The 14,579-nt window shown below is 44.9% G+C and carries 20 protein-coding genes; 15 read left to right on the forward strand and 5 right to left on the reverse strand.

Annotated elements, in window-relative coordinates:
- The 3 genes from BUA75_RS10095 to BUA75_RS10105 form a co-directional block, all read right to left on the reverse strand.
- A partial coding sequence (locus tag BUA75_RS10095) for an RNA polymerase sigma factor (protein ID WP_072874488.1) occupies window positions 1-420 on the reverse strand: 420 nt, incomplete at its 3' end.
- Window positions 421-568: 148 nt separating this feature from the next.
- Entirely contained in the window at window positions 569-790 is a 222-nt protein-coding gene (locus tag BUA75_RS10100; protein WP_072874489.1) for a hypothetical protein, read from the reverse strand.
- Window positions 784-1,113, reverse strand: a complete 330-nt coding sequence (locus BUA75_RS10105; protein WP_072874490.1) for a hypothetical protein — start codon at window positions 1,111-1,113, stop codon at window positions 784-786. Before BUA75_RS10105 ends, BUA75_RS10100 begins: the two co-directional genes overlap by 7 nt.
- Before the next feature lie 339 nt (window positions 1,114-1,452).
- Between BUA75_RS10105 and BUA75_RS10110 the strand changes: the two genes are divergently transcribed.
- From BUA75_RS10110 to BUA75_RS10135, 6 genes are all read left to right on the forward strand, one after another.
- A complete protein-coding gene (locus BUA75_RS10110) occupies window positions 1,453-2,034 on the forward strand; it encodes a methyltransferase family protein (protein ID WP_072874491.1) in 582 nt (193 codons plus the stop codon).
- Between the two features lie 44 nt (window positions 2,035-2,078).
- Window positions 2,079-2,609 (forward strand): hypothetical protein, encoded by a 531-nt coding sequence (locus BUA75_RS10115; protein ID WP_072874492.1) that lies wholly within the window; start codon window positions 2,079-2,081, stop codon window positions 2,607-2,609.
- Between the two features lie 106 nt (window positions 2,610-2,715).
- Window positions 2,716-3,156: a hypothetical protein gene (locus BUA75_RS10120; RefSeq protein WP_072874493.1), complete on the forward strand. Its 441-nt coding sequence runs from the start codon at window positions 2,716-2,718 to the stop codon at window positions 3,154-3,156.
- Between the two features lie 89 nt (window positions 3,157-3,245).
- Window positions 3,246-3,452, forward strand: coding sequence for a hypothetical protein (locus BUA75_RS10125; RefSeq protein WP_072874494.1), 207 nt, complete (start codon window positions 3,246-3,248; stop codon window positions 3,450-3,452).
- A 45-nt stretch (window positions 3,453-3,497) separates the two neighbouring features.
- Window positions 3,498-3,953 carry a hypothetical protein gene (locus BUA75_RS10130; protein WP_072874495.1) on the forward strand — a complete coding sequence of 152 codons (456 nt, stop codon included), beginning with the start codon at window positions 3,498-3,500 and terminating at the stop codon, window positions 3,951-3,953.
- A 67-nt stretch (window positions 3,954-4,020) separates the two neighbouring features.
- Complete coding sequence (locus BUA75_RS10135) at window positions 4,021-4,419, forward strand: VOC family protein (RefSeq protein WP_072874496.1); 399 nt, start codon at window positions 4,021-4,023, stop codon at window positions 4,417-4,419.
- A gap of 63 nt (window positions 4,420-4,482) precedes the next feature.
- Here BUA75_RS10135 and BUA75_RS10140 read toward each other — a convergent pair whose 3' ends face one another.
- Both BUA75_RS10140 and BUA75_RS10145 read right to left on the reverse strand, forming a co-directional pair.
- Window positions 4,483-4,878 carry a hypothetical protein gene (locus BUA75_RS10140; RefSeq protein ID WP_072874497.1) on the reverse strand — a complete coding sequence of 132 codons (396 nt, stop codon included), beginning with the start codon at window positions 4,876-4,878 and terminating at the stop codon, window positions 4,483-4,485.
- Between the two features lie 160 nt (window positions 4,879-5,038).
- Window positions 5,039-5,266, reverse strand: coding sequence for a hypothetical protein (locus BUA75_RS10145; RefSeq protein ID WP_072874498.1), 228 nt, complete (start codon window positions 5,264-5,266; stop codon window positions 5,039-5,041).
- Between the two features lie 655 nt (window positions 5,267-5,921).
- On the opposite strand from BUA75_RS10145, the gene BUA75_RS10155 reads away from it, so the two are divergent.
- From BUA75_RS10155 to BUA75_RS15895, 9 genes are all read left to right on the forward strand, one after another.
- The gene (locus BUA75_RS10155; RefSeq protein ID WP_072874500.1) at window positions 5,922-6,368 is read left to right on the forward strand and encodes a helix-turn-helix domain-containing protein; all 447 of its coding nucleotides are present in this window, start codon (window positions 5,922-5,924) and stop codon (window positions 6,366-6,368) included.
- A gap of 62 nt (window positions 6,369-6,430) precedes the next feature.
- The gene (locus tag BUA75_RS10160; RefSeq protein WP_072874501.1) at window positions 6,431-6,991 is read left to right on the forward strand and encodes a GIY-YIG nuclease family protein; all 561 of its coding nucleotides are present in this window, start codon (window positions 6,431-6,433) and stop codon (window positions 6,989-6,991) included.
- A gap of 45 nt (window positions 6,992-7,036) precedes the next feature.
- On the forward strand, window positions 7,037-7,228 hold the full coding sequence (locus tag BUA75_RS16535; protein ID WP_423219873.1) for a DUF7669 domain-containing protein: 192 nt from the start codon (window positions 7,037-7,039) through the stop codon (window positions 7,226-7,228).
- Between the two features lie 114 nt (window positions 7,229-7,342).
- Window positions 7,343-8,038 carry a nuclease-related domain-containing protein gene (locus BUA75_RS10165; protein ID WP_072874502.1) on the forward strand — a complete coding sequence of 232 codons (696 nt, stop codon included), beginning with the start codon at window positions 7,343-7,345 and terminating at the stop codon, window positions 8,036-8,038.
- An 82-nt stretch (window positions 8,039-8,120) separates the two neighbouring features.
- The gene (locus BUA75_RS10170) at window positions 8,121-10,073 is read left to right on the forward strand and encodes an ATP-dependent nuclease (protein WP_006446616.1); all 1,953 of its coding nucleotides are present in this window, start codon (window positions 8,121-8,123) and stop codon (window positions 10,071-10,073) included.
- Window positions 10,066-11,850, forward strand: a complete 1,785-nt coding sequence (locus BUA75_RS10175) for a UvrD-helicase domain-containing protein (RefSeq protein ID WP_072874503.1) — start codon at window positions 10,066-10,068, stop codon at window positions 11,848-11,850. The genes BUA75_RS10170 and BUA75_RS10175 overlap by 8 nt, the downstream gene beginning before the upstream one ends.
- Window positions 11,851-12,151: 301 nt before the next feature.
- Window positions 12,152-12,598 carry a putative iron-sulfur cluster-binding metallochaperone gene (locus BUA75_RS16540; RefSeq protein ID WP_040289969.1) on the forward strand — a complete coding sequence of 149 codons (447 nt, stop codon included), beginning with the start codon at window positions 12,152-12,154 and terminating at the stop codon, window positions 12,596-12,598.
- Between the two features lie 42 nt (window positions 12,599-12,640).
- Window positions 12,641-13,144 (forward strand): DUF5946 family protein, encoded by a 504-nt coding sequence (locus BUA75_RS10185; RefSeq protein WP_278247864.1) that lies wholly within the window; start codon window positions 12,641-12,643, stop codon window positions 13,142-13,144.
- 102 nt (window positions 13,145-13,246) lie between these two features.
- Window positions 13,247-13,393: a hypothetical protein gene (locus BUA75_RS15895; protein ID WP_165611992.1), complete on the forward strand. Its 147-nt coding sequence runs from the start codon at window positions 13,247-13,249 to the stop codon at window positions 13,391-13,393.
- The last annotated feature ends 1,186 nt before the right edge of the window (window positions 13,394-14,579 follow it).

Genomic DNA, 14,579 nt, shown 5'->3' on the forward strand with positions numbered 1-14,579 from the left:
TTCATTGACCGTCCATTGATGGATACCCGCGAGAAGAAACACTTGCTGAAGATCCAGGGGCAGTTTTGAATACGCCTTCTCAAACTCTATTTTCAGGAGGACATCTGCCTCAACATTGCTGTTGTCCGAGATTTCGACCATGGATTCCGTCTTTCGCTTGTTCTCTTTATTTAAGAAACGGAACGCTTGGGTCTTCACGATTTGAAAAAACCAACTTTCAAACGCCTGCGGATTACGCAGTTCAGACAAATGACGCGCCGCCAATAGTAAGCTGTCCTGCACAACATCTTCTGCGGTGTGCCGATCTCTACAGAACTGATGTACCCAATTGACCGCCTTTGGTCGAAACAAATTGACTAAGGCAGTCCAAGCTTCGCGGTTCCCATTACGACAATCAAGTACCAACTCTGATACGCTCATGCTTCACACCTCTTTCTCGGTATTCACCCTTTATGATTCGAGATGAGGTGATTTGGTTCTCGCCAATGTTGCAACTTGTACTTTGGGCATAGCATAACATCCCAAAGTCATGTGTGTTCCTCTGACCTCCAGCTCCGTATTTGCGGGACTATTTAGGTTTCTTTTCGTCCTGTGTTCCGTCCTTGGTCGGATAAACAAGAAACTGTTTCATCACTTCTGGGGGCAAGCGTTGAATATCTGACAGCGGGATTCCATGTTCTTTACAATAATCGACCAGTTTACGAACCATTAAACGAGGCGAGTTCGGGTCTGGGGATACGGCGTATACGCCATCGGGAAAGTGGTCATCCCAATCCTTATCATTTACCACTCAGCATCTCTCCGTTTTTGCAGGTATCGTTTCAGTTTGTCTGTCGCCTCTTTGTGCCTCTGTAGCACATGTTTTGTACTCAGAGCCATGGGGACGGTTGTCTTGGCAATGGGTTCGTCGAGGAGCATTCGGCGTGGTCTCTCTTGTTCGGGCAGTCCCGCCTTTACACGCAAGTGCTCAACTTGGCTGACTGTTAATTGGCAGACCTGCGCGATGACGTGAACGGGAAGACTGTTCATCAATCGCGATGCTACCATTTCGAGGGTCTCCCGTCTAACCTGTTGCCGAAACTCGTCAATGAACCGTTCCATATCGTCCGTCACTGGTAAGCCATCTCCTTCTACCCACGCGGTAGTCTGACGTAAAGTTGCTTTCCCCGTTCCCGTCCAAACCTAACAACCGCATCACAAACTATTCATCCACTCAGCTTTAAACATCATAACGCAAGAACAAGAATATGTAAAAAGATGGAATAAGAGAGTTGGTTTCATAACTCTATTTGACAGATAGGATGGGTAGGGTGATCGGAAGAGTGAACCAGGTCATATTCGTGCTGTCATTCTCTGAAAGAAGCATTTAACGACATTTCGCCAATTTAGGGCAATTTGTACTCTATAATGATGACGTTGTTGACACGATGCGATAGAGTGTGAGGTTTATCAATGAATGTCTACTCATATGAGGGCGCATGGTTCTGGATATTGTTTTATTTGTGGGTCGTTTTAGAGACTATATCCTGGGTGCGTGCCCGAATGCTTCGACGCGGACAGCCAAGGAAGCAGAACGATGACCGTGGTTCAGCCGCGTTAATCATGATCGGGATGTATGTGCTTTTGTTCATATCGATTACTTTCTCGATACGTCACCTGGGGATTCTACCACGATGGACGCAGTATATAAGCTACGTTTTGATGATTGCGGGCATGATCATTCGATTCACTGCGATCATCCAACTTGGACGGTTCTTCTCCCCTGTTGTCGGGGTGGTTTCAAACCAAGAGATCGTGCAATCAGGGCTATACCGTCGGATTCGACATCCCGCTTATACGGGTGGGTTTATTACAGCCGTGGGCATAGGGCTTGGTCTTCGAACCTGGTGGGGAGTCCTGTTGTGTGGCATCGGCTTGTTGCTGATCTATGCGTACAGAATTCGGGTTGAGGAGAAAGTCCTGGTTCAACATTTCGGGGAGAAATACTTAGAGTATCGGAAGCGGACGTGGAGAATGTTTCCTGGAATATGGTGATGAAGTGATGGGACTAAGTGCGGGCAAAAAGGGGGGTACCCAGGATGTATTTCATGTATCAAGAAGAGACGAATGGACTATCTACGACCTTTGAAAGACGAAACCAAGTCGCACTGGCTGGGAATAGATCGGGCTTAATAGTCCAATATCTTAGGCAAAAACTGAGTAGCGGTTCAACTGAACCGTTTGAATGGTATGTACACGTTTCGGATCTCATCCGAACCCTGAGTTTAGATGGGAATGCATTGGTGATTGACGTAAAGCCGAACAGTAAAGAGCTACTGACGCTGTTCAAGATTCAAGAAATCGTGGGATTGTCGTCGAATGGTTGGACACCGATTCTACTGAAACTACAGGAGATTTTAGTGGACGAAGATGTAAGTCGTTATGACAGAACCAACTTTACACTGAATGACTATCAAGGCTCAACGGTGTATACGTTTTTATACCTGATGGGAACGGTCAAGAATGGAGAGATAATAGGTCAGTGGACTTTTCCTCGACCTGGATCAACAAATTCGGTTTTACTGTGGCGGGAAACCTGGGAGTATTTCAACAAACACATGACGTGGTAACTGTAATCGTTTCTTGTCTTACAGCGTATCCCGCAGTTTAGAAATGTAGAAAAACGCGGCGGTCAGTTATGCATGGATATTAGTTGTTATTGTGGGAGTAAGGGGGATGATGCCATTGAGAAGATGGGTAACGCTTGTAATCTTGGTTGTTGTGGTAATCGTGGGTGTTACGTGGCTACGAAACGAGAATGCGTTGAACACACCTAAACCCCAGCCATCTGTTGCAGTAAATGGGTGGAGCAGTGGAATTGGAGCGGTGAGTTCAAGTGATACGGGTTTTGACAAACAAAAGATGTCTTTTTCAGCGACCATATGGAATAACACGAACCGCACCGTGTATGTCACAAACGTAAGAGTAAAGTTGCCGAGTTCGTTACTGAACCATGTTCTTTCAGGTAGCACCCTGATTACCGTAAACAAGTCTTTGGCACCAAACGCTACTTATAAGATAACAGGACAATTCATCCTTGATACCAAAGGGATGACAAAAGAACAAATCGTAAAACTTGGGAATATTGAAGGGTTTGTAGTGAACACCAAATCTTGAAGAACGATAAAGTGTTTTGCGTGGTTACATCAAAATAACGAACACTCCCTCATATCCCTGAAACCAGAAGTTCCATTGGAGGATTGTGCATGGTCACTCCTTCAGATGATTTATCTGTAGCGCACTGGCTGGTCAACAGGCTATTTCCGTTTGAAAGCTACTTAGCTGGTTCCGTCGTTCCGCGAGGATATGAAGCCTATGCGCGAATCCTGCATCCAGCACAAAGTATATCAGGTTACGTGTCCTGGGCTGAAATTGCCACATGGGCAGGACGCACCTATCATCTTGCTATGTAATTTGAGTCCATTGCAACACCAGTGCACGGAAGCAGGGGTGCCCCAATGCCATGGGATGGTCAAGTACCCTATCACATGCCACTCAGTCATGCGGATACGCTTTCACATACACTTCGCCCCTTCACGACAACTCCAGAGAAGATATGGTATCTGGTGTGGGATGGATATGGGAGCATACTCCCAACGTCGCAACCTCGCGTACAGAGACCCCATCGCAATTATCTGCCGTACTATGGCGGTATTGATGATACACGGGATCTGGGTATTGACGAACATCGGGAACCACCTGAATATTGGTTTCCTGACGACAAGTCCTGGTGTGTTGCCACGGATGTTGATTTGTGCTGGACATATGTTGGAGGTTCAAAGGCTTGCATCGACGCAATATTGAACAGTTCGGAATTAGAATCCGTTCCAGCGGAACTCAGTCACGGGTTAACCGTTGATTCTGACATATTTAACAGGCTTTCTCCTGACGAGAAGAAGCAGTGGGGATACTGATTTGTGTGCGAATGAGGGGTTCAACCGTTGATAACAACGGACGGGACGAGTGGGAGGAGTGTTCCCTATGGCAAAAATCACGACCTTTTTAATGTTTGAAGGCAAGGCAGAGGAAGCGATGAACTTCTACACCTCCGTGTTTGATGACGCACAAATAACAAGCATTTCACGTTATGGAGCCAATGAGGATGGGGTAGAGGGAACGGTTAAACAAGCTACATTTTCAATACATGGTCAAGAGTTTATGTGCATTGACAGTTACGTGAAACATAATTTCAGCTTCACCCCGTCGATCTCCATATATGTAACGTGTGATTCAGATAATGAGATTGAAAGGCTATTTACGGCTCTTGCTCAAGATGGGAAGATTTTGATGCCCTTGACGACGTACCCTTTCAGTAGGAATTTTGGGTGGGTGGCTGACAAGTTCGGTGTGTCATGGCAATTGAATTTGGCGAATGGTTGAGAGAGCGGCGACGGCGCACCTCTCGTGTCCCGTCCCGCATGGCATCCGAACAGAGAATTGCGCCTAAATTTGCTGGTCAGGTGCGTAGATCGATATTTGCCCCTTTTCGTCAACGAAAATAACGTATAGCCCGATGGATTGCTTTAACCACAGGGGTACTTTGCGGCATTCCCTGACCATTTGTGGGGTTTCAGGGACGGCGATTGCATACTTCTTGTTCCTGTCGGTCATTCGTTTAAGGATTTGACCAAGTGCTGTGTTGTGGTCGGTGGTTATGCTGGCGGTATGTCCTTTGGCTTCAATCGTCCAATAATCACTTCTATCCTCTTCATTTACAGCGATTAAGTCTGGTTCGAAGTTGTTCTGTGCGAATGCAGTTCTGTAGCTGTGGGTGGTGAAGTAATCGGCAACAGATTCAACAACAAATGCTTCATTGGGATAGATGGAGGCTTTCTTCATTGATTTTCACCCCTTCGGTGTTTTCCATGGCTCACTTTACAAGCATTATCGCCCTGTAATGCCTGGTGTTCTTTAATTGACCGCGAGAATCAAGCGACGGAACGTCGGCTTGCAAGGGACAATACTGCCCACCCTGTACTCAATACTAAAATCGATACCCCTACACGCAAGTGATAAGAGCCTGACAAAGATGGTCCCGATAAGATTCCAACGAAGTTGATGTACCACAGCGTTTTGTCCAAAATGGAACCTTTACTCTCGCCAAAGCGAAAGTGAGCATAAAGTTCAGACCGACCAAAACCGCAACAATCGGCGTATGAATAAGTAGAAAATACTCAGCCAAGCCCGCAAGTGCTCCGAAAACGATTGAGATAACCCAACGCACCAAAATGTTCACCTCCAACGATAGACAAAACCGAAGTGACTATATTAGAAAATATGCGATCAAGAAATAAACAACGAAGGCTGTTTCAAAAACACCAACGACAGTCGAAAACGTGTTTCTTGCAGGGGATAGTTGCTTGGCGTTTCCATCGTGATCGAATGCGTCGATCAGAAAGACCCACAAACGCGACACGAAAAGGATACAAGCAGTAATGATGGTGAAAAGATTTGGCAGGAGGATGCAGGCAATAAAAAACAGAAACCACCGAACTACAAAGAGACCAAAAAGAGAAACGAATATTAGGCTTGGTGTTGCATGTAAATCGGGCTTGATGACCTGTCTACGTTTCTTTCGCAGTCCCTCGTATAAGGCTTGAATTTGGATCACCACAACAAACAGGGTGTATATAAGAATCCATATGTGACTTGACACTAAAACACCTTCTGTCAGCGCAGGAGAAGAATTCCCTGCTTTGAGAATTAAGTCGATAACCCCTGCAGAACTCCCTTATTCATGTTAAATACGTTGTATCAGAGTACGCACAACCCTATCAAATCTCCCTTTCCAGGTTATGCTACCATAGAAATAGATGGAATTGGCAGAGTGCAAGAGTTGTGTTGGTGCAGGTGAGAGCAGTCAGTTTGGAAGGGGACTTCAAGTGCACGAACTGGACTTTGAGCAAATACCCGCAAAGTTTCGTGAGTTTCTGAAACCGATGATGGAACGAGATGCACTTGACCAAAAAATCATCGATGTTATGGCGGCGAAGTCGGATGCGGACGGATTCGCACGACTATCTCAATACTACATCGCAGAAATTGTTGGAACCAATCAACCGATGGTTTCAAACCACATTAAGCGGTTAATTAAGCATGGTTTCATTCGGCAGGAAGGTAGAGGAGCGTACACTGTTCTGAAGCGAGATGTATGGCAAAATGGTGCAACTACCTCGGTCGTAAAGTACCTTCATAGCGTGAATGAGGATGGCTCCATTATAAACCTCACGCTAAAGGAACAAGCGGAGCGAACAGGACTAACCGTGGAACAGATTCAAGTGGCGCAAGGCTATATTTCGGCATTTGCTCCAAGAACGCAATCCAAGTGATGCGAATGAGGAGTTAAAGTCGTCTGACGCATGATTACGAGACAATACGAGGAGGTGTTTTCGTGGAGAATCTCTATGTGGACAACCTCCGATTTGATCATATTCGCGACATCGTACCTGATAAAGTCGATGGAAAGGTGAGGACGTTCTTTCCCCAGCAGGCATATGAAAATCGGGAGAACCTGCCGTTACATCAATATGGAACAGGTCCCTTTTGCCGATTCACAATTCCCAGGCTCTCCGTAGAAGGGGTATACCTCATTCGTGTTAACGGTGCAGTTAAGTATGTAGGTGAATGTGAGAACCTGGGTCATCGGTTCAACATGGGATACGGAAACATTTCGCCGAGAAATTGTTTCGTAGGCGGTCAGCCGACGAACTGTAGGATCAACCACCACATCTATATGGCGGCTAATGAAAGTGCCGATATCAAGCTGTATTTCCATGAAACAAAAGACAGGTTCGAGGTCGAGAGGACACTGATTGAGACGTTGAATTCCGAATGGAATATCGCGAGGGGGAAGAACGGGGCTACAGACAGAGCGGTCAACGAAGGGGCAAGGAGCAGTAAGCCAGAATCATCCGATGTACGGAGTGGCTTACCACGAAACTCGTCCTGCTGAGACGAAGTTTTAACAGCCGCTCGGTTTATTATCGAGCGGCGAGGGATAAATCGTTTTACGGTACAAGAGGTCGTTGATTTTATGAAGGAAAGACAAACCATGTACCCAGAGTCAACTATCCGAACACACGTTACTTCGCGTTGTTGTCTAAACGCTCCGAGTCATCATGGGACTGTTTACAATGACTTCGAAAGGATTGAACGCGGAGTATATAAATTGCATCGGGATGAGATGTAGTCAGCAGATATCATTCAGGGAGCTGAGGATTCAAGGTATTGTCCAAATGGGAAATCCAATTGATTACAGCAGTCCATTCGAAGAGTTTATGAGGGTAACGTTGGGGGATAATCGATGTTTTGGGCTAAATTAGCATCACTATTTAGAAGATCGGATAAACAAGACAAGGCAAGAGCGAAAGGCACCGTAGCGAATACCAAACAACAAAAGAGAAGAGTAGACCCTTCACACATTGGTGAGTTGGGAGAGTACAAGATTGATGTCCAGCTTCGCCAAATGCCAAAAGAAATTAGGTACATCAGCGACGTGCTGATTCGTAATCCCAAGTCCAGGACGGGATATTCTCAAATCGACCATGTTGTTATCACGCCATATGGTCTGTTTGTGATTGAGACAAAGAATTATAAGGGCGAAATCAAAGGGAAGCGAACTGATAAACGTTGGAATGTCAGCGGCAGATTTAATCCATACAATCCACTGCGGCAAAATTACGGGCACATCAAGGTATTAGAAAACATCTTATCTGAATTCAAGAACCTTACTTTCGTGTCCATAATATCGTTCACGCTTCGATGTCGGTTTAGCGTAGACCCAGAATTACGGAAAATCCAGTCGAACGAACTGGTGATTTATGATGTGGAACTGTCCAACTACATCGAGAGGAAGCTACTGAGATTTAGATCTGAAATGTCAGAGCCGATTTTGTCTGATTCAGACATCAACCGTGTTTACGAATTGATCAATAACGCGAATATCAGTGACCCGCAGATTCGATTTGTACATAATCGATTGGCGGCAAGAAAGAAGTAGTCATATTGATAGTGCGTCATTTTTCTGAAGGCGGAAAATAGGAGAATGTAACCAAGAGTGTATGTGGAGGTGAGGTGGTCTCATGTATATATCCAAGGTACGCATTCAGAACTTTAGATGTTTCAAGGACTGCACTATCGAATTTAATGATGGTTTGAACGTGTTAATTGGAAGCAATAACGCAGGGAAAACCACGGTAATTAAGGCGTTGGAGTTGGTCTTTAAGCGGGGAACTACCAAATCTAACTCTGTAGATGATTTTTATAAAGGAGTTGATTTGTCAACGCCTCCAGAGGTTAATATTACAGCAACCTTACGGTCCTCGAAAACGGATACGGTTGATGATAAAGCAATCGTTGCAAGTTGGCTGACGAAGTTGGAGTCGCCTTGGGAGGCTGAATTAACTTACAGATTTTTTCTTCCAGAGCAATACCATGCGTCTTACCTCGAAGAATACGATAAGACATCGAATCAGAAAGAACGCTGGAGATTGGTTGAACGAACTCTAAAGCGTTATGTTAGCAGGATTTATGGTGGAAATATAGTCAATAACATTCGTGCGGAAGCTGATTATCTGGATAAAATCCATTGCGAAACGTTAGACGCTCTTCGGGATGTTGAGAGTAAATTATCTACGGGGAAAAATAGTTTGTTAAGGCAACTGCTTGAGTATTTCAAAGATAACCACACAGAATCAACGGATACGAATACAGGCAATGATGATGATTTTGCTGAGCACTCTGAAATTTTGGTACGTAATCTGATTGGTCGCGTCAATCAAAAGGAGATTTTAGACTTCGCCGAGAAGACAGGTGCATCAGTAGGAGGGGTACCCACATTAGACGGCAGTTTGGAGGAAAGTGACGTATTATCGACTCTACGGCTCATTGTTAAAGATCAGACAGGGATTGAGATTCCCATTGTTAACAACGGGATGGGGTATAATAATCTGATTTATATTTCCATGATTCTATCTAAGTTTACAGTGATTACTTCTAACGATTACGGTGACAACGCGAAGACATTTCCGATATTACTAATTGAAGAACCTGAAGCGCACCTTCATCCAGCCCTGCAATACAATTTCTTGAAGTTTCTCAAGGAGGAAGTTACGCGTCAAAACGTCAGCAGGCAAATCTTTATTACAACTCATTCTACCCAAATCACTTCTGCTGTCGGATTAGATCCGATTATTTGTTTGGAACGAAGCGACGGTTCACAGCCGACTCCCAAGTACCCAGGCAGGGTGTTTTCCGATGAGGACCAACAATCAAAAAAATATGTTGAGCGATTTCTTGATGCAACGAAGTCGGCGATGTTATTTGCAACGTCAGTCTTGTTGGTAGAAGGAATGGCGGAGCTAATTTTACTCCCTGTATTGGCTGAAAGAATAGACTGTGATTTGGACAAACATCATGTCTCGCTGGTCAGAGTAGATGCATTGACTTTCAAGCATTTTATTAAGCTGTTTGGAGCAGGTGTCAAGCCCGAATATCAACAATATGCGTTGGAGAAGCGAGTAGGTTGTATCGTAGACACAGATCCTATGAAGAAGAGAACTGACAGAGAAGATGGAAAAATGCGGAGATGGGAACAGTGTTGGCCATTCGAAATACGTAACGATAATACCTCCTATGAATACAAAGGAAGATCAAGCGCAATAGAAAACCTTCTACTTCAAACAGGTGAGCGATCAAATGTTGGTATCTACTTCAAAGGGGAAAGAGGAAAGACGTTTGAGTATGACTTGGCGTGGGAGAATCCAAGTAACGAGCTTCTCTTCACCAAGGAAGTCGAAATTACGGAGGTAGATGAACTTAACGATTGCGACTGGGAGCAAGAGGACAAAGAAAAGGCAAAATATGCCTCAAGTTTCCTTCTCTATGCCGAGGGGCGAAAAGGTGAACTTGCATTTGACTTAGCAAGTCGAATGAAGGAGCGAACAGCAATCGAAGTAAAAGTTCCAGTTCACATTTGTAAAGCTCTTGAATGGGTATGCCACAAAGACTCCAGTACGGGTGACAATCATGAATAACGTGATAACCATCGCCTCTGATGAAAGAATAACTGATATGTATAACCATTTCAAAGTTATTGCTGGTCCAGGGGCAGGTAAGACGCATTGGCTTGTAGAGCACATCAAGAATGTACTTCAAAATGCCACGACCCTGCATAAGACCTCAAGGATTGCCTGTATTACATACACGACTATCGGTGCAGAAGAGATTAGAAAACGGTTAGGGGGATACCAGGACAAAGTAGAGGTCTCAACAATTCACAGTTTTCTTTATACAAACGTAGTGAAGCCGTACCTTTATCTTTTGAATGATGATGAAAACGGGATATCAGTTGATGTAAAAGCCATGGATGGTCATTCCGATAATGTCGCGAGTAAATGGGCGTTACGTAAATGGCATGAAAAGGCTAATAATTGGCATATCGGGGATAGTCTAAAGGTTAAGAAATATCTGGAGGGTTTACAATGGCAACTCGATGGTAATAACATCGCTCTCCGTCCAAGACCAGAGGACAAGCAGGGACTAAAGATTCGGTACTCAGACTTACCCCTGTATAAACAAGCGTTCTGGGAACGGGGAATAATTCATCATGAAGACGTGCTTTATTTTTCTCATACGATTTTAAACAAGTACCCGATCATCCTCAGTCATTTGGTCGGAAAGTATCCATTTTTATTCTTGGATGAGTTTCAAGACACAAATACAATTCAAGTAGAAATTGTAAAATGGTTCGCCAATGCTGGGAGTATAGTAGGCGTTATTGGCGATCCAGCACAGTCTATTTATAGCTTTCAAGGAGCCTCTCGCGAAGCCTTCGTTAATTTCACACTTCCAAATCAATCTACATACGTGATTGAGAACAATCGGAGAAGTGGAACCAGGATTGTAGAATTGCTGAACTTCTTGCGTGACGCGGATGATGTAACCCAATCGACTATTAGGCATAACAGTGTCCATGAGGTGTACTTCTTGGAGGAGGATGGGAATCCAACGCAGATCGTTCAGTGTTTTCATGAATTGCGGAGACATTTAGGGATGGATTCCGATTATTGCATACTGGCTCGAAAAAATGAAACTGTAAAGCTACTCCGTAATTCTAATTCGGTTGATGTCTGGAGGGTCTTTGAGGAGGCTGATTCCTCCGAACGTGAACCTTTCATCCGAGGCATTCTAACGGGTTACAAGTTGGCGATGGATAACAGACAGGAACTTGCCATTAAGGAGATCGTACGAGCACTTAGATCAAATAGGGATAGAATGCTAAGAAATCCGTTTAAGGAGAATCAACTCATCAGCTCGCTGATAAAGAGGAGTTTGGCAGTGGATCTGCTTGAATATATGGTTGGGGAACTGAACAACCTGGAAGACATTGTATTCACGGATTTCTATGAATCTCTGCGCCAATTCTTTGAGGTAAGGAATTACGGATTGAAGAAGATTACCAGCGGAAAAATCAAACAGTTTTCAGATGAAACGACCTTGACAGTGTTATTGGATAATCTAACTTTGCCTGAAGAGAAGAGTGCCAATGTAAGGACGATTCATAAGGCAAAGGGGGCAGAATTTCAATCGGTTCTGCTATACCTAACAGATTTAGATGATGTCAAAAAACTTGTTAAACCCGACATCGACTCAAAGAACGATGATACGCGGCTTTTGTATGTAGCATTAAGTCGAGCAAAGGATTTGTTATGTATCGCTTGCCCTCCGTTAGATACACAACTTAGGAACAAACTCAGATCCATGAACTTGATTCAATACACAACGGATAAAGCTCCTGTAGGCACTGCGTAACATCTGAGAAAAGCTGTATCCAGATCAGGTAGTCATGGGGATGAAGGAGACACTTGAACTGAAAACTTAGTTCGGAGATGAATCGGGTTAAGCAGATGGAGCGAGACGGCATGTGTTGAAGAAATGTCCAGGGTGTGGAAGAATGATGTGAAAGACAGGGACATGTGTTAACTTACGGGATGAGGAGCCGTCCCGCACGTTTTAGCTCATTTACATTGCTATTCGCTTTCATGATCTCCGTGTCGTTGCTCACCCTGGGCGATAGTAATTGAGAAATATCGTTTTTCGTGGAGGATTTCCAATGGATGATTGTTGCCAAATACCAGACATCAAATCTGATCCTTTAAACTGCCCAGCATGCCATCAAAATGGGAAGCGCGTTCAACTTATTACGCTCAAAGCCTTACTTACACCAAACGCCCTTCCCAACCTTAACCCAGTACTTTCTTACGCATTTTGCCTGAATTCAGACTGCTCAGTTGTTTATTTCTCCGAGGGACAGACATTCAACAAAGATGATCTTAAAATGCCTGTGTTTCAGAAAGATGGGGCGATGGATGTTCCTGTGTGCTATTGCTTTGGGTGGACGAGGGAGCGGATCGTGGAAGCAGTTCACAACAATCAGAATCCCGTCCAATACGTCACTGAACAGGTGCAGGCAGATCGCTGTGGGTGTGAAGTCAATAATCCGCAGGGAAGTTGTTGTTTGGGGAATGTGACGACATTCGTCCGCTCCATAGACGCCTGAAACCAATTTCTCGGCAGTTGCGTTGGGGTATGCACTGAAATGATGGATGCCAACCTACAGACCGCCCATTGTCCAGGGTGCGGACTGACAATGCCAAAACAGCAGATTTTGCAGAGGAATAGCTACAACGCTTCGCTGGAGTGTTATGAAAAATACAGTGAACTGACGGCTTACACGCTGAGCCATAGGGCAGACGACTTCATCCATCAGCATGTTGTGGATGCCTACGCCGCCCAGCATTCAGGTAATGGTATGAAAAATATCACCACCGCGTTCGCGTTAATTGGGTTGTATTACGCTGTGGAACATGGATACAACGGAAAACAGGTTCAGCGTGTCCACACATTGTTGGGGCGTTTGAAATACCCTTGGGACACATTATCTCTACCCCAGAGATCCTATTCCGTGACGGTCATGGATGTTTTGCACGAACCGTCTGGGGACAAGCGTGATGCCATGATTCGCGAATGGATGATCGATGTTTGGGGCTGTTGGAGACATCAGCATGAGTGGGTCAGGAGCGTTTGTCGGGGATTGTTGGGCTAAGAGGAGTTGTTTTTGAAGGGTATGGAAAGGCTCGCGCCTCACCAAGACCCTCGACCCGACAAGCACTGTCTGTTTATTCTGACTCGTCAGGAGGCTGATACCATGATTGATCAAGGCAACGGAGCAAAACCAAGCAACATAAAGAAGTGGATTCTCGAACGTCCAGATGATATGAACACGATCCGTATCATCGGAAACGTATACACCACGGTATCTGAAGATGAATTCACGGATGCATTCATCGAATGACTGGAGAGCAAAGGGTGGAGATTCTTCGGACGGACAGTTCAATTGACCGAAGAGGATGACGACAGCGACATTCTGCATGGCATTCTTTCAGACGAAGCCATGAAGGATAGGGAAACAGAGTAGATGTGGCTAAGCACATGAAAAACAGGGCGTTCAAGCTTTCTTGCGGGTCATCAGTGCGCTATGACTTAGCTTTGCGAAAGCCCTCACATATTGTAATGGGTGACCCCTGGAAATGCCATAGCCACGGGTATCACACTTCGGTGAAGCCTTTGTCCCTTACTACTGAATCCTATCCTTCGCTGATTGAGGTGGTCTTTAGGGGTTTCGCCAATCGCATTAGTCGTCATTGGGATAGGATGCCCATCCTTCCTGAAGACTTGAGCGTTTTGGTTGCACGACGACCAGACTCCCACAATCCAGAGAAGTTGAATCGTATGCACAGAGTCACATGTCCCCTATACCGCAGGGCATTGTTGAAAACCATCCACACAAGCCTCGCCAACGATAGGAATAACATTTCGCAAAAAGAGCCTTGCTGACCTGATGAGCCATCTTTTGAGCGTTTTTCCGCAGAACGTTGAAATGCAACTTTAGACTTTGCGACCACACAATGTAGAGATACGCGCATTCAGAAAATCAGAGTTCATTATGGGGAACCAAAAAGTTGTTCTGCTTGAGAACCTCCACTATATATAAAACGATTGAAGAACAACTTTTCGGTTCGATTCTATCATAATTGGATTCTGATTTACCTCAATGGACGCCCAGGAACAACTTTTGGTCTACACACGAGGTCACGTCCTCATGCTGATCCGTCCACCATCTACGTATAACGCCGCGATTAGGCATACCCTGATACCGCTACCGACGGTTTCGTGAAAGCGTGGAGAAAGGTATCGAAGGGAAAATAAGCATACGTGTCTATGAACGCCTCTTGACTTACCGAACACAAGAGAAGCTGTGCCGTTATCTCCGCCCGTGAATTTCCGCCCTTGGCGTTCTACCTCTGCCGCGATACAGCCTGCATGTACTTCAAACTGTGCCCTGTTAGGAATCAAAATATTTTCTCTAATGTCCCTCAAATAAAATACCCTTGTCCCTGAACTTTTGCGTTATAATACCGATGAAAAATGTTTAGAACGTAACTGTATTGGTTTTGTCCTTTCATCGTGAGGGCACAAAA

The sequence above is a fragment of the Alicyclobacillus tolerans genome, assembly GCF_900142255.1.
GTDB classification, from domain to species: domain Bacteria; phylum Bacillota; class Bacilli; order Alicyclobacillales; family Alicyclobacillaceae; genus Alicyclobacillus_I; species Alicyclobacillus_I tolerans.